The following is a 16,846-nucleotide window of genomic DNA, read 5'->3' as shown; positions in this document are numbered from 1 at the left end:
AAATGATGCGGCGCGACGGCGGCCTCGGGCCCCGTCGCGTCGTCGCCGCGCTGCTGCTGAGCGTGGCAATGATCCTGCCGGTGCCGACCCTGGCACAGGACCAATCCAAGGCCCAGGCCCAGGCCCAAGACCAGAACAGCGGCAGCAAAAGCGACAAGCTGCTTGAACTGACCTCACAGGCCATTGGCTATCTCCTGAAAAACGAAGTGCTCCGCGCCCGCGAACCGCTGGAACAGGCGATTGCGATGGCCGCTGACGAGACGCTGCCGCCGATGGCACGGCGCTTTCCCGACCTGCCCCAAGCCCAGCTGGCCTACCGCGAGGCGCGCTGGGACGATGTCCTGAACTTCGCAACAAGTTTCGAAGAGGCGATGCGCGACGTCGGCTTTACCAACCACGCCTTTCGGATCGAAGCGACCATTCTGCGTGCCGTCGCGCTCTATGAAAAAGGCGACGCCACCACCGCCATCCCGCTGCTGCGTCAGAGCCTGATCGACAGCGCGCCGCTGCCCGACGATCAGGCACAAGAGGAACTGGCGCGCTATTATCTGGCGCTGGCCGCCACCAGGATCGCGGCACCGGACGCCGCCGAATTGCGCGCTGCTTTCCTGAACGATTTCAACGACCTTGGCCTGGTCAGCCTGGCTCAGAGCCATTTCCTGCGCTATCCTGACCTGACCCTCGGCCAGACCCTGGCTGACGGCTATGCCACCCGCAAGCTGACCAAGGACGAGATTTTCGAACTCTGCGATGCCGGGCTGGACCTGGCCGAGGCTGGCGAGATGGACGCCGCCTTTGCGCTGATCGGCCGGGCCAATGATTACACCCATGAGGCCGAATTCGATCTGCTGACCGAATTCTATCCGGCACTGGCCTTTGCCCGCTATTATTACATCAAGGAAGACTGGTCCGAGATGCAGCGCTTTGCCGCTGCGACGGCCTCGGTGCTGGACCGCGATGAAACCAACGACCACCCCTACCGGATCGAGGCGACGGTGCTGCAGGGGGTTGCGCTGTTTGAATCCGGCCGCACCAGCGAGGCCGAGGTGGTGCTGCGCGGCGCGATGCAGGACAGCAACGACAATGACGAGATCATCGATCTGAACGAGCTGGCGCATTACTTCCTGGCCCGCGCCGCGACCGTGAACACCTCGACTGACGCCTCGGGACTGCGCGAAGGCTTTATGGCACGGTTCAGCGGCGATTATCTGGTGACCCAGTCGCAGGCGCTGTTCCTGATGTATATGTCGCTGAACGCGGCGGTTTCGGCGGGCGAGCCACCTGAACAGCTGATCACCCAATCCGAACAGTTGCTGGAGCTGGTGGATCAGACCGACGGGATCGAACCGGTCTATCGTTCGTTCTATCGCGGCAATCACGGCAAGATGCTCTATGAGGCCAAGCGCTTTCGCGAAGCCCGGGTGTTCTTTGAGGAGCGCCGCGCCTATCTGACCTCGGTCAACAATATCGGGTCGGATTATGCGGTGAACGAAACCCGGCTGGGCAGCGCCATCGCCAATACCGATGGCATCGATGCGGCCCGGGCCAGCATGCTGGCGGCGGTCGATCTGCTGCGCGAAAACGGCACAGTCTCGGATTGGGCGCTGTCTGATCTGCTTGGGCAGATCGCGTTCACCTACCGCTGGCAAAAGAACGAGGCCAAGACCCAGGAATATTTCCGCGCCGCCTATCTTGAGCTGCGCAAGGCGCGCCGGGTGACGGACAAAAAGGTCAAATTCTACGCCGACCTGATCGATCCCGATGATCCGGGAATGGCGGGATTTGCGCTGGCCGCCGAACTCGGCGCGATCGACACCGCGTCCTTTGCCCTGACCAGCGGCGGCGAAAATGCGATCCGGATGTTCCTTGAGGGCAATTACGCCGGGCTGGAACGGCTGCTGGCCGCCTATGCCAAGGACGGCAAGGACGGCAAGGACGAGACCCCGGACTATCTGGTCAACCTGGCCATCTACAAGGCGATGCTGGGCGCCTATGACGAAAGTCAGAGCGCCCTGAACGATGCCCGCCGCATCGCCCGCACCTCGCTGGGCAATGCGATCCCGGCGAATGCCCCGATCTTTGACCTGATCGACCTGATTTCGAAAACCTGGGGCACCACCCATCTGGCCGACAAGGTCGGCGGTGCCATCGCCCGGCTGCAAGCCCGCGAAACCACCCTGCCGCAGGGACAGCTCAGCCTCTATCTGGCGCTGCGGGTGATGGCCAAGTTCCAATCCGGCGAAGATGCCGGCATCCGCGCCGACATCCGCCGCTGGATGGAGGCCCAGCCTGCCGAACGCAGCACCCCGCCGGATATTCTGGAACAATGGGCTTATGCGCTGATGGGTGAGGTCATCTATACCTACATGGGCCCGGAAGAGGGCGAGGAATGGACAAGCCGGATGACCGGCTGGATCGAAATGGACCATCAGTTCGACCTGTCGCTGGTGCGTGACACCATGCGGTTTTCCTATCTGCTGAGCTCGCCCACCCTCTATTCCGCCGACGGCGCCCTCTCTGAGATGAGCGGGCTGGCCAGTGTCATCCTCGACCAGATGCCGCGCGATCACGGGATCGCAGCGGCGACCCAGTTCAACCTGGCCAATGCCTTCTGGTCGCGCAACCGGTTCCAGGAGGCGCTGACCTGGATGCAGGCCGCGACGGATTCCTGGCGCGCCAACCCCTATCACCGCAAGGACACGCTGGCCTATCTGATCTCGCGCCAGGCCAATCTGATGCTGCAGGACAATCAGGCCGATGTTGCCGCGACCCTGGCCCGCGAAGCCTATGACATGATCGACCTGTTCGAGGCGCGTGCCGATCTCGCCGCCGGGGTGGTGATGACCTATGCCTATGCGCTGCGGATGCGCAACGACAACGCCGAGATGGGCGGTGCGATCCTGAAAAAGCATATCGAGGATGCGGCCTTCATGAAGCGGCTGCCGCCACGCGACGCGATCTATATGCATCAGACCTATGCCGACATGCTGGCCAATTACGCCGAGCTTCCGGTGGTTCTGGAACAGCTCGACCTGGCCGAAGCGGCGCTGCCGGACGACAATCTCGACTGGCGCCGCGACCTGTCGCAAATCGCGATGACCCGGGCCATCGCGATCTATTGGAACAAGGATTACCCGGACGCCTGGGCGGCGATGACCCGCGCCAATGACATTCGCAGCGAATGGCAGCGCGACACCATCCGGGCCGGGGATGGCGACGATATCAACGCGGTCGAGGCGCATAATCGTGCCGCTTGGGAGGCGATCATCGGCTGGGATTACGCCCAGTCACTGCCCCCGGACCCGCCACCGTTATGAGCCCGCGCCGCGCCGCCCTCTGCACCGCCTTCTGGCTGGCCCTGGTGCCGATCCCCGGCCTGGCGCAACCGCTATCGACTGCTGCGGTGATCGCCGCCGCCGATGCCGCCCTGGCGCAGGCGGCCGCTGGCGATCGCACCGGCGCGCGCGACGCTCTGATCCGCCTCGGCGACGGGCTGCCCGACGACTCCCCGGCGCTGGCTCGCGCCTACCCCTATCTCGCCCTCGCCCGGCTCTACCGCTCGGTCCGCAACTGGGAGCTGAGCGAAAGGATGGCGGCCGGGGCAGCGCAGATCCTCGATGCCGGGGGCTATGGCACGCATCCGCACCGGGTCGAGGCGCTGAGGAAAATCAACGCTTTGACAGCGGCCATATCCGCAATGCCACCGCCTTGGCGCGGGCGCTGGCAAAACGCGGCGACCTGCCCGCCGGGGCGGATATTCTGGCGCGGAGCGAGGCACAGGTGACGGCAAATCCCGGCGCGAATGTCGGTGACGCGGATCTGGCACTGCTCATTGCACTGCGCGCCGGTTTTGCCCGTGCCATGGGCGACGCTGCCGCCAGTCAGGCCGCTTTCCGGCGGGCCTATGGCGTGGCCCGCCGCACACTCGGGCGCAGCGAAGATCTGGTGCGGCGCATCGCGGCGGAGATCGACGTGGCCGATCCCGGCATGCGGGGCTTTGCCCTGGCGGATGAATTCCGACCGGTCGCAGCCCTCAACCTGACAGCGGATGGGAACCCGGTGCTGCGTGGCGTGCTGTCCGGGGGCTACAACGCGGTTCTCAAGGCGCTGCAGGCCGGGAATGGCAAGACCGCGCTGCAGGTGACGAGTGGTGCCTATTACGCGGCGCTGACCGGCTTTCCCGACGACGCGGACGCGGCGCTGACCCAAGCCCGCGCGCTGGCCGCGCAACCCGGCGCCGATCTGGCGCCGGATGATCCGTTCCTCGATCTGGTGGCGCTCACCGCCGTCCTGTTCGGCTCCACCCGCCCCGCGACCGAGGTTCAGGCGCCGCTGGACCGGCTGGTCGCGCGATTGCCGGAGTTGGCGCCGGATATGGCGCTGCTGGTCACCGCCTTTCAGGTTTTTGCCCTCTCTGACCGGCTGGATGCCAACCACCCGCGGATCCGCGCGCTGGTGCAGGATTGGGCGCGGCAATGGGCAGGTCTGACCGCCCCCAGCACCACCGCCGATTTTTCGGCGCTGATGATCGGCCCCGATCTGCATGACGCGCTTGGCGAAGAGGCCGCCCGCGCCATCCTTGACCCGCTCCGCGCCCGTCATGCGGACCAGGACGGGCTGCGCCTGCTCTCTGCGCAGTTGCACTTCGATCATCTGGATCTAACCGGCGGCACCGAGAATATCGAAGACCGGCTTGCGGAAATGGCGGCGCTGGCGGCAGAGGTGTCCGCGGCCCTGCCGACGAACCATCCGTTGAACATCTGGAACATGGCCAGCGTCGGCGATGCGCTGAACCTGATGGGCCGGTTCAGCGAAGGGCAGACCTGGATCAGCGGCGCGCTGTCGCGGCTGCGTGACCGGCCCGGTCACCCGGACGATATGGAGGCGTACCTGCTGCACCGGATCGCGATTGCCCAGGGCGGCATGGGACAGGACCGCGCCGCCGCCAGCACCGCCCGGCAGGCCTATGACCTGATTGATCCGCTGACGGCGCGGCCCTGGGTCGCCTACCCGGTGATCCTGGGCTATGCGATCGAACGGCCGCGCGGCGGCGGCGATTGGTATCTCGGGGCCGAGGTGATCGACCGGTTCCTGGACAACCCGGATTTTGTCGCCCGGATCCCGCCCGACGACATCCTTTACATGCGCTTTACCCGCACCCGGCTGATCGCCATGTCGGCCCCGCCGGACGAGGCCCTCAGCGCCGTCGCGACTTTTGTGAACCGGTTGCCCGACGATGGCCAGGATCGCCGCGACACCCGCGCCATCCTCGCCATGCTGCAGGCCGAGGCGCTGCGCGAGCTGGATCGCCTGGACGAGGCCTGGGAGCGGATCAAGACCGCCGCCGATCTGGATCGCGACTGGCGGGTGGAAACCTATGGCGCGCTGGCGCAGGCCTCGGGCCTGTCGACGGCGGCGCAATTGCTGTCGCTTGAGGCGGCAATCGGCTGGACCCGGGCGCAGGCGCTCGGCCCCGATTAACGCGCCAGGGCGGCGGCCAGCAATTCCTGGGTATAGGCGTGGCGAGGCGCCCCGAAAATCTGTTCGGCGTCGCCCTGTTCGACGATATCACCGCGCCGCATCACCATCATCCGATGTGCCATCGCCCGCACCACTTTCAGGTCGTGGCTGATGAACAGATAGGCCAGCCCGTATTTCACCTGCAAGCCGCGCAGCAATTCGACGATCTGCACCTGCACCGTCATATCCAGCGCCGAGGTCGGTTCGTCCAGCACCAGCAGCTTGGGCCGCAGGATCATCGCCCGGGCGATGGCGATGCGCTGGCGCTGGCCGCCGGAAAACTCGTGCGGGTAACGATCCATCGTCGCCGGGTCGAGCCCGGTCTCGGCCATCACCTCGGCCACCATCTCGCGCTGTGGACGGCCACCGCCCAGCTTGTGCACCCCCAGCCCCTCGGCGATGATCTGCGCCGCGGTCATCCGCGGACTGAGACTGCCAAAGGGATCCTGAAACACGATCTGCATATCGGCACGCAGGCGGCGCAATTCCTGGGTCGACCATTGCCGGACATCCTCGCCGACAAAGGTGATGCCGCCCTCGGACGCGATCAGCCGCATGATCGCCAGCGCCAGCGTGGTCTTGCCCGATCCGCTTTCGCCGACAATGCCCAGGGTCTCGCCCTTGCGCACGCTGATGGTGGCGTCGTTCACCGCCTTCACATGGCCGACGGTGCGGCGGAACAGGCCGCGCGTGATCGGGAACCAGACCTTGAGGTGATCGGTCTCGACCACCACCGGGGCGTCATCCGCCACCGGTTCCGGCAGCCCCGCCGGTTCGGCACCCAGCAATTTCCGGGTATAAGGGTGCTGCGGATTGTCAAAGATCGCGGCGGTCGGGCCGGCCTCGACGATTTCACCGGCCTGCATCACGCAGACCCTGTCGGCGATACGCCGCACCACGCCCAGATCATGGGTGATGAACAGCAGGCCCATCCCCTCTTCGCGCTTCAGCTCGGCCAGCAATTCCAGGATCTGGGCCTGAATGGTGACGTCGAGCGCCGTGGTCGGCTCATCCGCGATCAGCAGCGCCGGCTTGTTGGCCAGCGCCATGGCGATCATCACCCGCTGGCGCTGACCACCGGACAATTGATGCGGATAGGCGCCCAGCCGTTCCTCGGCATTCTGGATGCCGACCCGAGCCAGCAATTGCAGGATTCGCGCCCGCACCGCGTCGCCAGTCAGGCCCTGATGCAGTTGGATGCTTTCGGCCAATTGCTTTTCGATCGTGTGCAGCGGGTTGAGCGAGGTCATCGGCTCTTGAAAGATAAAGCTGATGTCGTTGCCGCGCACCGACCGCAACTGTGCCTCGGTCGCGCCGATCATTTCCTTGCCTTCAAAGGTGACCGAACCGCTGACCTCGGCATTGTCACCGAGCAGCGCCACGGTGGACAGGGCCGAAACCGATTTGCCAGAGCCTGATTCCCCGACAATCGCCACGGTCTCGCCCTTGTCGACGCTGAACGACACCCCGCGCACCGCCTCGAACAATTGCCCATCCTGACGAAAGGCAACGTGGAGGTCCTTGACCTCAAGCACGCTCATTGAAAGGTCTTTCTGGGGTCGAACGCGTCGCGCACCCCTTCAAAGATGAACACCAAGAGCGACAGCATGATCGCAAAGGTGAAAAACGCGGTGAAGGCCAGCCAGGGCGCTTGCAGGTTCTGCTTGGCCTGCAGGGTCAACTCACCCAGCGACGGCGCCGAGGATGGCAGGCCGTAGCCCAGGAAATCCAGGGTCGCGAGGCTGCCAATGGTACCGGTGACGATGAACGGCAGCATGGTCAGGGTGGCGACCATGGCGTTGGGCAGCATGTGGCGGAACATGATCACCCGGTTGCTGACCCCCAGCGCCTTGGCGGCGCGGACATATTCCAGGTTGCGGGCGCGCAGGAATTCGGCCCGCACCACGCCGACCAGACCGGGCCAGCCAAACAGCACCATCAGAAACACCAGCAACCAGAAGCCGCGACCCAGGATCGCGAACAAGATGATGATGACATAGAGCATCGGCATGCCGTTCCAGATCTCCAGCACCCGTTGGAACACCAGATCCAGCCAGCCGCCGAAATAGCCCTGCACCGCCCCGGCGGCGATGCCGATCAGCGAGGCGGCGGTGGTGACGATCAGGGTGAACAGGATCGACAGGCGAAAGCCATAGATCACCCGTGCCAGCACGTCGCGCTTGGTGTCATCCGTGCCCAGCAGGTTCTGCCCGTTGGGCGGCAGAGGCGCCGCGCCGGGGCGGTCCACCGGGCTGTCAAAGGCATAGGGGATCGGTGGCCAGAGCGCCCAGCCCTTGGCAATCTCGGCCCCGGCGATCACCCCGTCCCTGGCATCTTCGATGAGAGCGTCGGGAGTGTCGAAACACGCATCCATGCCGCCGGTGGCGATCAGGCACTTGACCTCGGGATCGGAATAGATCGCCTCGGTCTGGAAATCGCCGCCAAAGGCGGTTTCGGGATAGAAGTTGAAGATCGGGGTATAATATCCGCCGCGATACTGGATCAGGATCGGTTTGTCGTTGGCCAGGAATTCGGCGAACAGCGACAGGGTGAACAGGATCGAGAACAGGATCAGCGACCAATAGGCGCGGCGATTGCGGCGAAAGTTGCGCCAACGACGCTGGTTCAGCGGCGACAGCCATTTGCGCTTGGGCGGCTTCAGGGCGGGGTCCACGGCCATCTCAGCCCTCCCGCCGTTCAAAGTCGATGCGCGGATCGACATAGACATACATCAGATCCGACAGGATCCCGACCACCAGTCCCAGCAGCGAAAACACGAACAGAGTGCCAAAGATGATCGGATAATCCCGGGCCACGGTCGCCTCGAACCCGAGCCGCCCGAGCCCGTCGAGCGAGAACAGCGTTTCGATGATGATCGAGCCACCAAAGAACACCGAGACGAACAGCGCCGGGAACCCGGCGATGACGATCAGCATCGCATTGCGGAACACATGGCCATACAGCACCCGGCGTTCGCTCAGCCCCTTGGCGCGGGCGGTCATCACGTAGTGCTTCTTGATCTCGTCGAGGAACGAATTCTTGGTCAGCAGGGTCAGGGTGGCAAAGCTGGAGATCGTCGAGGCCAGCACCGGCAGGGTGATGTGCCAGAGATAATCGACGACCTTGCCCCAGAGGGTCAGGTCCTCCCAATTGTCCGAGGTCAGGCCGCGCAGCGGGAACACCCGCCAGAAACTGCCACCGGCGAACAGCACCAGCAGCAGGATCGCGAACAGGAACCCGGGAATCGCATAGGCCGCGATGATGGTGCCGCTGGTCCAGGTGTCGAACCGCGACCCGTCCTTGACCGCCTTGCGGATGCCCAGCGGGATCGAGATCAGATAGGCGATCAGCGTCGACCAGAGCCCGAGGGTGATCGAGACCGGCAGCTTGTCGATCACCAGCTCCAGCACCCCCATCTTGTTGAAATAGCTCTCGCCAAAATCCAGCCGCATGTAGTTCCATATCATCGTGACAAAGCGCTCAAGCGGCGGCTTGTCGAAACCGAATTCCTTTTCCAGCTGTTCGATGAATTCCGGCGGCAACCCGCGCGCGCCCTCGTATTTGCTGTCCGATCCCAACGCACCAAGACCTTCGCCCGGCCCGGTCGCCCCGGCATCGCTGCCCGAACCGGAAATGCCCTGGAACACGTCGCCCTCGCCCTGCATCTGGGCGATGATCTGTTCGATCGGCCCGCCGGGCACAAATTGGGTCAGGGTGAAGTTGATCACCATGATCCCGAACAGCGTCGGGATGATCAGCAGCAGCCGGCGGAGGATATAGGCTCCCATGGCGCGCGAATTACCTCAACGCCCCGGTTGCCCGCAATTGTTCGCCTTTTTCAGCGACATACCACCAGTAATCAAGATAGCCGAGGTCGAAGGGCGCGATCTCGTCAGGGTGGTCATACATGTCCCAATAGGCGACCCAATGGTTGGCCTTGTACCAGACCGGCACCACAAAGAAGATGTGGCGCAGCACCCGGTCGAGAACCCGCAGCGTGGTGTTTTCCTGCTCAAGCGTCTCGCTGGCCAGACCTTTTTGGATGATCGCATCGACCAGTGGATCGGCCAGACCCGCCGGGTTGAACAGGCTGAATGCCGCCTCGGCCGAGCCGAACACCTGGTTCAGCCCGGTGCCGACGCCCAGGAAGGTGCGGTAGGAATCCAGCAGGATGTCATAGTCGCGGTCGCGTTCGCGGTTGGTGTATTGCGCCGGGTCGACCTTTTCCATCTGCGCGTCGACGCCCATCAGGCGCATGTTTTGCACCAGCGTTTCGATCACCGATTCTGTCACCGCGGCGCCGGCGGAATTGACCGGGATCTCGATATGCAGCAGATCACCGGCGGCGTTGCGGCGCATCCCGTCGCTGCCGACCAGCCAACCGGCCTCATCCAGCAGCTTCATCGCCTTGCGCAGATTGCGCCGGTCATTCTGCTTTTCCGGGCTTGAGGTATGCGGCACCCGCACCGGTTCACCCAGCACCTCGGGCGGCACCAGATCGCCAAGCGATTGCAGATAATCCAGATCGACGCCCTCAGCCACGCCGGTGGCGGCCAGCGGCGTGCCCTGGATGAAGGATTCGCGTTGGCTGAACAGCCCGTATTGCAGGCTCTCGTTGGTCCATTCGAAATTATAGGCCAGCGCCAGCGCCTCGCGCACCTTGATGTCCTTGAGCGCCTCGCGCCCGAGGTTGAAGATAAAGCCGCTGGCCGGGGGCGGCGACCCGTCCGGCAGTTCCTCTTTCACCACCAGACCGCGTTGCGCGGCGGGGAAATCGTAGGCGGTCGCCCAGAGCTTGGAATTGCCCTCGACACGCATGGTGTATTCGCCCGCCTTGAACGCCTCGAAAGCGGCGGTTTCATCGGCAAAATATTCGATCCGGATGCGGTCGAAATTGTGCCGCCCGATATTTACTGGCAGGTCCTTGCCCCAGTAATCCGGGTTGCGTTTGTAGACGATGCGCCGGTTCACTTCGAAATTGTCGATCACATAGGGGCCGGATCCGGGCGAGGTGATCAGCCGCGGCTCATCCAGCCGGGCGCCGGTTTCGTCGAACCATTTCTTCGAAAACACCGGGGTGCCACCAACCTGATCAATGAGCGATTTGCGCGAAATACCGTCCGCAAAGGTGAACCGCACCGTGTAATCGTCCAGCGCCTCGGCCCCGGTGATCCGCTTTTTCACTGCCACGGCATAAGATGGCAGGCCCTGTTCCAGAAACAGGTTATGGGTGAACACCACGTCATGCGCGGTCAGCGGCGTGCCGTCGGAAAACCTGGCATCCTTGCGCATGTGAAAGATGACCCAGGTCTTGCCCGCGTCGTATTCAAGGCTTTCACAGAGCAGGCAATACGAGGTGCCGTATTCGTCGGCGGGCGCCGTGCCATCCAGCAGGCTTTCGAACATCACGCTGGTCAGCGCCGCGGCGCGGCCCTTGCGGGTGTAGGGGTTGAGGCTGTCAAAGGTGCCCTGGGTCGCCAGGGCGATCTCGCCGCCCTTGGGGGCCTCGGGATTCACATAGTCGAAATGCGGAAAATCGGCGGGGTATTTCAGCTCGTTGTAATCATTGAAACCATGCGATTTGATCACCTCGGCGCCACCGTCCTGGGTCGTGCTGTCCTGGGCCGTGCTGTCCTGAGCCGCCAGCGGCAGCGCCAGCATCAGCGCCCCCAGAATCCCCAGCGCCAGCCCGGACCACAACGCCGCGCCCCGCTGGGGACGAGGGACGAGGGAAACGCGCGAACGCAATGGCATGGGCAGCATCGAGACACCTCCGGACAGGATGGGCCAGCGGCCCTTTGTGGCCAAGCTAAAGGAGCGGCTTGGCAAGGTTCAAGTTGAGAATGCGTGAAGCCTTGTGATGCAACCTAACGCAACGCGCAGAAAATGCGCATGAAAAAGGCCGCCGGACCCGATGGTCGGCGGCCTTTTCCGCACCGGGTCAGCCCCGGCACGTCATCACTGGCTGATGCTGTCGAGATAGGCGATCAGATTGACACGATCCGTCGGCTTTTTCAGGCCGGCAAAGGACATCTTGGTGCCTGGCGCGGCGGCTTTCGGGCTCTCCAGGAAGTGAAACAGATTCTCCGGGGTCCAGGTCTCGCCAACCTGCAGCAGGGCACCGGAATAGCCGAATCCTTCAACCGCATCGATGGTGCGTCCGACGACGCCGTCCAGATGCGGCCCGGTGGAATTGCTGCCGTCGATCTTGTGGCAGGCCTTGCACTTGCTGAACACCTTGGCGCCCGCACCCGCGTCGGCGGCGGCCATCAGGGTCGGGAAATCCGGGCCTTCATCGGCCTCGTCGGCGGTGTCTTCGGCCCCGGTTTCGATGACATAGGCCTGCGCATGGTCGTCGCCATGCCCGCCCCCCATCGAATAGAGCGACTCAGCCACCCAATTTCCCAAAAGGAAGACCAGCAGCGCCCCGCAGAAGCCGCCGACGATCTTGGTCATCGTCATCGTATCGAACATGGAATTCGCGCGTCCTTTGATGGATTTCATCCCGTTTGCGCCGGTATCTATCCGCTTCACCTTGGCTTACGCAAGGTGTAGTTACCGCGACCAATCGCCCTTTTGGGCCAAGTTGCGGATCGGAACCATGAGCAAACGCATCGCATTCCAGGGCGAATTGGGCGCCTATTCGCACGAAGCCTGCGTCGCGGCGCGCCCCGATCACCCGGTTTTGCCCTGCCGCACCTTCGACGACGTGATCGATGCGGTGCGCAGCGGAGCCGCCGATCTGGCGATGCTGCCGGTGGAAAATTCGACCTATGGCCGAGTCGCCGATATCCATTCGCTGCTGCCGAATTCCGGCTTTTACATTATCGAGGAACATTTCGTTCGGGTACGGATCAGCCTGATGGCCCGCCCCGGCGTGGCGCTGGAGGATATCGAAAAGGTGCGGGCGCATATGGTGCTGCTGCCACAGGCGCGGGGGTTTCTGGCCCAGCGTGGCATCACCGCCGAAACCGCCGTGGACAGCGCCGGGGCCGCCGCCGAGCTGGCGCGCAACGGCGACCAGCACTGCGGGGTTCTGGCCAGCGATCTGGCGGCCGAGATCTATGGGCTGGAGGTCCTGGCCCGCGACATCGAGGATCACGGCCACAACACCACAAGGTTCCTGTTGATGTCGCCCGACCTGGATCTGACGCGGCGCGGCGCGCATGGGATGATCACCACCTTTGTCTTTGAGGTGCGCAACATCCCGGCAGCGCTTTACAAGGCGATGGGCGGCTTCGCGACCAATGGCGTGAACATGACCAAGCTGGAAAGCTACATGAAGAACGGCTCGTTCACCGCGACCCAATTCCTCGCCGATATCGAAGGCCATCCCGAGGACGCGCCGGTCAAACGGGCACTGGACGAGCTGGGCTATTTCACCTCGGAGCTGGAAATCCTCGGAGTCTATCCCGCCGATCCGCGCCGCAGCTGAACCCGACGGAGCCTAAGCCCCGCCGATCACGCCCTTTGCGGCCAGTTCAGAGATTTGCGCCGGGCTTAGGCTGAGTTCGCGGGACAGAACCTCACTGGTGTTTTCACCTAGCAATGCCGGGGCCCTGGCCTGGGCCGGGCCAATCCCGTTAAACCGGATCGGGCCGCGCACTAGCTTCATCGCCCCAACCGAAGGATGGATGACGGTTTCGACCAACCCACGCTGGATGACATGATCCTGTTCCAGCGCGTCGCCAATCGACAGGATCGGCGCACTCGGGACGTCGAATGTTTCCAGCCGCTCCAGCCAATAGCCGGTGGTGTCGCGGGTCATCCGGTCCTGAATGATGGCGTCCAGCGCTTTGCGGTTGTCCAGCCGCGCTTGGTAGGCCCCGAAACGCGCGTCCTCGATCAGGTCCTCGCGGCCCAGCGAACGGGCAAAATTGTGCCAGAACCGGTCGGTTAGGCAGGCGACGATGACATGGCCATCCGATGTCGGGAACGCACCATAGGGCACAATGCTCGGGTGTTGGGTGCCGACGGGCCGTGGGCTTTCACCGCTGACGAAATAGATCTGCGACAGATAGCCCTGCAACGCGATCATACTGTCCAGCATCGCCACCTCGACATGCTTGCCCTGCCCGGTCGCATTGCGTTCATGCAGGCTGGCCAGCAGCCCGAACAGCGAGAATATGCTGCCCGCCATATCCCCCAGCGGGATCCCCAGCTTGTTCGGCGGCTGGCCGGGTTCGCAATTGACGCTCATTACCCCGGACAGCGCCTGCGCGACAATGTCAAAGGCCGGCTTACTGCCAAGCGGGCTGTCCGCGCCAAAGCCGGTGATCGAGCCATAGATCAACTGCCGGTTCACTTGGCGCAGCGCCTCATAGCCCAGCCCGAGCCGGTCCATCACCCCGGGTCTGAAATTCTCAAGCACGATGTCGCAGCCCTGCGCCAGATCCTTGGCGATCTGCTGTCCCTCGGCTGACTTCAGATCCAGCGAGATGCTTTCCTTGCTGCGATTGAGCGCGATGTAATAATGGCTGAGCCCACCCAGAAACGGCGGAAAATTGCGGGTGTCGTCGCCGGTTTCAATGGCCTCGACCTTGATAACATCGGCCCCCAGATCCGCCAGAACCATGCTGGCATAGGGACCGGACAGGATCCGCGAAAAGTCGAGCACCTTGATCCCGGCAAGTGGGCCCGCGGGGGGCTGTTCTGAGAGATCGGTCATGTTTTCGGTCCTGAGCGTGGCGCGGATATCATTACGGCGATTGCACCTGCGACGGGTCGGGTCGCGCGCAACACCGGCCCGATCCGGCCCAGGGCCCCCTTCATCTTTCCGGCCCGCCAATTGGCCGCTCTGCTGTCGTCTCCCGTCACGTCTAACTCCCCCTGTCGATCTGATTGCCCTCGATGCTTTCGCGGATCGCCTGCAACGCCTTGGCCAGTTTCGGAATGCTCTTGTCCTTGAGGCGCTCGGAAATGTCGATTGCGACGATTGAGCGGAGCATCTTGCCGTCATTGCCAAAGACCGGGACCGCAACGACCGTCACACCGGAAATGTAGTTGCGCTGGTCGACCGCATAGCCCTGGCTGCGCGCCTCATTGACCTCGGCCCGCCAATCCGCGAACGAGGGCGGATTGTCCCAGGTCAGCTTGTGAAACCGCGCCTCAAGCTCGGCGTCATCGCTGACATTATAGGCCGCGAATAGGCGCCCGGTGGCGCTGATCAGCGCGGGAAAGCGGCTGCCCAGATCGACCTGAAGCCGAAACGGCATGTTCGATTGCGACAGCGCGACCACCACCATCTGGCCCGGTTCGGACAGCTGAGTGGCGATACTGGTGACATCAAAATCCTGCGACAGCTGCGACAGTTTCGGCTGAACCAGCGTCGAAAAGGTGTTGCGCTGCAGGGCCGATCTGGCGAGCGGCAGGATACCGATTCCGATGGTGTAGCGCTTGGTGCTCGAATCAAAATCGACCAGCCCCTCATCCTGCAAGACCCGCAGAATGTGCAGGCAAGTGCTCGGGATCAGGTCGAGCTGACGGGCAATCGGATTGACCCCGATCGGATCGGGCGAGCGCGCCAAAAGTCTAAGGATTGCAAGGGCTCGGGTGACCGCAGGCACCTGTCGCTTGGTCATCTGCTTGTCGTCATCATGCGCCATTTCGGCCTCCGTATGATTCACGATTTAATTGTCTATATACAATAAAAGAATCATATTGACAATAATTTCTCACAATCCCACCCTTTGTCAACGAACCGGACACGCCCTGAATTGGCGGTCCGACACGACATTGGAAGGAGGCGAGCATGACCCGATTGACAGACTTCACGTCCTATGCGGACGCTCAGTCGCACTACTCGAAAGCGAAGCTCTGGGATCTGTTCGACGGCGATCGTGAATGCTTCAACATCGCCCATGAATGCATTGACCGGCATGTCGACGGCGACAACACCGCGCTGCGCATCGCCCATGCCGACGGGCTGGATGAAATCCTCAGCTTCGAAGAGGTGTCGCGCCGCTCGTCCCAAGTTGCCCATTACCTGGCCGACCAGGGCATCAAAAAGGGAGATCGGGTCGCGGTGATGATCGAGCCGTCGCTGGCCTTCTATGCCGCGATGTTCGGGGTGATCAAAACCGGCGCGGTGGCGGTGCCGATGTTTTCGCTGTTCGGGCCGGATGGCATCCGGCTGCGGGTCGGCGATTGCCGCCCTGAGATTTTCTTTACCAATGCCGAAAAGGCCGAAGACGCCATCACCGGGGGCGCCAAGAATGTCACCGTTGTCGATACCGGCTTTCTGACCAGCCTCGACCACCTGCCCGCCCAATACGATCTGGAAACCTCGGACGACGATCTCGCTGTGTTGCAATACACCTCGGGCACCACCCGCGCGCTGCCCGCCGCCGTGCGCCACGATCATCGCTCGATTGTCACGCTGATGGTCGCGGCGCTTTATGCCACCGGCATCCGCCCCGGCGACCGGTTCTTCTGCCCCTCGTCCCCGGCCTGGGGCCACGGGCTCTGGCATGGCACTTTGGCGCCGCTGGCGATGGGCGTGTCGACCGGCACTTTCAGTGGCAAGTTCGATCCGGTGCGGCTGCTGAAGGCGCTCCAGGATTTCCGCATCACCAACCTGACGGCGGCGGCCACTCATTACCGGATGATGCGCAACACCGGGGTCGCCAGCGATTATACCTATTGCTTTGAAAAGCTGTCCTTCACCGGCGAACCGATCGATTCAGAGACCGCCGCCTATGTCGAGCAGGTGTTCGGCACCAAGGTGCGCTCGATGTATGGCACCACCGAGATCGGCGTCATCATCTCGAACTACCCCGGCGCTGACGATCTTGAGGTGCGGGACGGCGCCATGGGCAAGGCGGTGCCCGGCGTCGAGGTCGAAGTTCAGCGCGCCGATGGCACCCCGGCAGATCCCGGTGAAACCGGCGAGCTGATGGTCAAGAAACGCGGCAAATGGTTCCCGACCAAGGACCTCGGTCGGGTCGATGCCGATGGTTATTTCTACCACGGCGGACGGGCCGATGACGTGATCATCTCGGCCGGCTGGACGATTGGCGCGGTCGAGGTCGAAGACGCGGTCCTCAGCCACCCGGCTGTCGCCGAATGCGCCGTGATCGGCGCCCCGGATGAGCTGCGCGGCCTAGTGGTCAAGGCGTTCATCATCCTCAAGGGCGCGGAAACCGAGGGCCTGATCACCAGCATTCAGGACCATGTCCGCGCCCGTCTCGCGCGCCACGAATACCCCCGTCAAATCGAATTCGTCACCGATCTGCCAAAGACACCGGCAGGCAAGGTGAACCGAAAAATCCTTCGCGATCTGCAAGCCGAAAAACTGGCCGCCGCAGAATAATTTCCAGACCCATCA

General features: G+C 63.3%; 12 protein-coding genes. 5 read left to right on the top strand and 7 right to left on the bottom strand.

Annotated features, from left to right (window positions below; genetic code table 11):
- The first annotated feature begins 2 nt into the window (after positions 1 to 2).
- Genes P1U48_RS06685 through P1U48_RS06675 form a run of 3 tightly spaced genes read left to right on the top strand, consistent with a single transcriptional unit; the run spans position 3 to position 5,481 of the window.
- Positions 3 to 3,317, top strand: coding sequence for a hypothetical protein (locus P1U48_RS06685; RefSeq protein WP_301068164.1), 3,315 nt, complete (start codon positions 3 to 5; stop codon positions 3,315 to 3,317).
- Positions 3,314 to 3,784, top strand: a complete 471-nt coding sequence (locus P1U48_RS06680) for a hypothetical protein (RefSeq protein WP_301068163.1) — start codon at positions 3,314 to 3,316, stop codon at positions 3,782 to 3,784. The genes P1U48_RS06685 and P1U48_RS06680 overlap by 4 nt, the downstream gene beginning before the upstream one ends.
- Entirely contained in the window at positions 3,709 to 5,481 is a 1,773-nt protein-coding gene (locus P1U48_RS06675) for a hypothetical protein (RefSeq protein ID WP_301068162.1), read from the top strand. Before P1U48_RS06680 ends, P1U48_RS06675 begins: the two co-directional genes overlap by 76 nt.
- Here the strand turns inward: P1U48_RS06675 and P1U48_RS06670 are convergent.
- The 5 genes from P1U48_RS06670 to P1U48_RS06650 all read right to left on the bottom strand — a co-directional run bounded on the left by P1U48_RS06670 (position 5,478) and on the right by P1U48_RS06650 (position 11,994).
- Complete coding sequence (locus tag P1U48_RS06670; RefSeq protein ID WP_301068161.1) at positions 5,478 to 7,061, bottom strand: ABC transporter ATP-binding protein; 1,584 nt, start codon at positions 7,059 to 7,061, stop codon at positions 5,478 to 5,480. The two genes, P1U48_RS06675 and P1U48_RS06670, sit on opposite strands and share 4 nt — an antisense overlap.
- Positions 7,058 to 8,200 (bottom strand): ABC transporter permease, encoded by a 1,143-nt coding sequence (locus tag P1U48_RS06665; RefSeq protein WP_301068160.1) that lies wholly within the window; start codon positions 8,198 to 8,200, stop codon positions 7,058 to 7,060. The genes P1U48_RS06670 and P1U48_RS06665 overlap by 4 nt, the downstream gene beginning before the upstream one ends.
- Before the next feature lies 1 nt (position 8,201).
- A complete protein-coding gene (locus P1U48_RS06660; protein WP_301068159.1) occupies positions 8,202 to 9,308 on the bottom strand; it encodes a microcin C ABC transporter permease YejB in 1,107 nt (368 codons plus the stop codon).
- A 10-nt stretch (positions 9,309 to 9,318) separates the two neighbouring features.
- On the bottom strand, positions 9,319 to 11,181 hold the full coding sequence (locus P1U48_RS06655; RefSeq protein ID WP_301068300.1) for an extracellular solute-binding protein: 1,863 nt from the start codon (positions 11,179 to 11,181) through the stop codon (positions 9,319 to 9,321).
- Between the two features lie 297 nt (positions 11,182 to 11,478).
- On the bottom strand, positions 11,479 to 11,994 hold the full coding sequence (locus P1U48_RS06650; protein ID WP_301068299.1) for a cytochrome c family protein: 516 nt from the start codon (positions 11,992 to 11,994) through the stop codon (positions 11,479 to 11,481).
- A gap of 127 nt (positions 11,995 to 12,121) precedes the next feature.
- On the opposite strand from P1U48_RS06650, the gene P1U48_RS06645 reads away from it, so the two are divergent.
- The gene (locus P1U48_RS06645; RefSeq protein WP_301068158.1) at positions 12,122 to 12,955 is read left to right on the top strand and encodes a prephenate dehydratase; all 834 of its coding nucleotides are present in this window, start codon (positions 12,122 to 12,124) and stop codon (positions 12,953 to 12,955) included.
- A 12-nt stretch (positions 12,956 to 12,967) separates the two neighbouring features.
- Here P1U48_RS06645 and P1U48_RS06640 read toward each other — a convergent pair whose 3' ends face one another.
- Complete coding sequence (locus tag P1U48_RS06640; protein WP_301068157.1) at positions 12,968 to 14,188, bottom strand: CaiB/BaiF CoA-transferase family protein; 1,221 nt, start codon at positions 14,186 to 14,188, stop codon at positions 12,968 to 12,970.
- A 151-nt stretch (positions 14,189 to 14,339) separates the two neighbouring features.
- Positions 14,340 to 15,125: an IclR family transcriptional regulator gene (locus P1U48_RS06635; RefSeq protein ID WP_301068156.1), complete on the bottom strand. Its 786-nt coding sequence runs from the start codon at positions 15,123 to 15,125 to the stop codon at positions 14,340 to 14,342.
- Between the two features lie 146 nt (positions 15,126 to 15,271).
- On the opposite strand from P1U48_RS06635, the gene P1U48_RS06630 reads away from it, so the two are divergent.
- Entirely contained in the window at positions 15,272 to 16,831 is a 1,560-nt protein-coding gene (locus P1U48_RS06630) for an AMP-binding protein (protein ID WP_301068155.1), read from the top strand.
- The last annotated feature ends 15 nt before the right edge of the window (positions 16,832 to 16,846 follow it).

The organism is Pseudooceanicola sp. (genome assembly GCF_029213205.1).
GTDB lineage: Bacteria > Pseudomonadota > Alphaproteobacteria > Rhodobacterales > Rhodobacteraceae > Pseudooceanicola.
This window is presented reverse-complemented; position numbering and strand designations above follow the sequence as displayed.

Excerpts from the sequence above, each read along its gene's own strand:
- P1U48_RS06685 (WP_301068164.1), top strand. The coding sequence starts at position 3 with ATGATGCGGCGCGACGGCGGCCTCGGGCCCCGTCGCGTCGTCGCCGCG.
- P1U48_RS06680 (WP_301068163.1), top strand. The coding sequence starts at position 3,314 with ATGAGCCCGCGCCGCGCCGCCCTCTGCACCGCCTTCTGGCTGGCCCTG.
- P1U48_RS06670 (WP_301068161.1), bottom strand. The coding sequence starts at position 7,061 with ATGAGCGTGCTTGAGGTCAAGGACCTCCACGTTGCCTTTCGTCAGGAT.
- P1U48_RS06665 (WP_301068160.1), bottom strand. The coding sequence starts at position 8,200 with ATGGCCGTGGACCCCGCCCTGAAGCCGCCCAAGCGCAAATGGCTGTCG.
- P1U48_RS06660 (WP_301068159.1), bottom strand. The coding sequence starts at position 9,308 with ATGGGAGCCTATATCCTCCGCCGGCTGCTGCTGATCATCCCGACGCTG.
- P1U48_RS06655 (WP_301068300.1), bottom strand. The coding sequence starts at position 11,181 with ATGCTGGCGCTGCCGCTGGCGGCTCAGGACAGCACGGCCCAGGACAGC.
- P1U48_RS06650 (WP_301068299.1), bottom strand. The coding sequence starts at position 11,994 with ATGTTCGATACGATGACGATGACCAAGATCGTCGGCGGCTTCTGCGGG.
- P1U48_RS06645 (WP_301068158.1), top strand. The coding sequence starts at position 12,122 with ATGAGCAAACGCATCGCATTCCAGGGCGAATTGGGCGCCTATTCGCAC.
- P1U48_RS06640 (WP_301068157.1), bottom strand. The coding sequence starts at position 14,188 with ATGACCGATCTCTCAGAACAGCCCCCCGCGGGCCCACTTGCCGGGATC.
- P1U48_RS06635 (WP_301068156.1), bottom strand. The coding sequence starts at position 15,125 with ATGGCGCATGATGACGACAAGCAGATGACCAAGCGACAGGTGCCTGCG.
- P1U48_RS06630 (WP_301068155.1), top strand. The coding sequence starts at position 15,272 with ATGACCCGATTGACAGACTTCACGTCCTATGCGGACGCTCAGTCGCAC.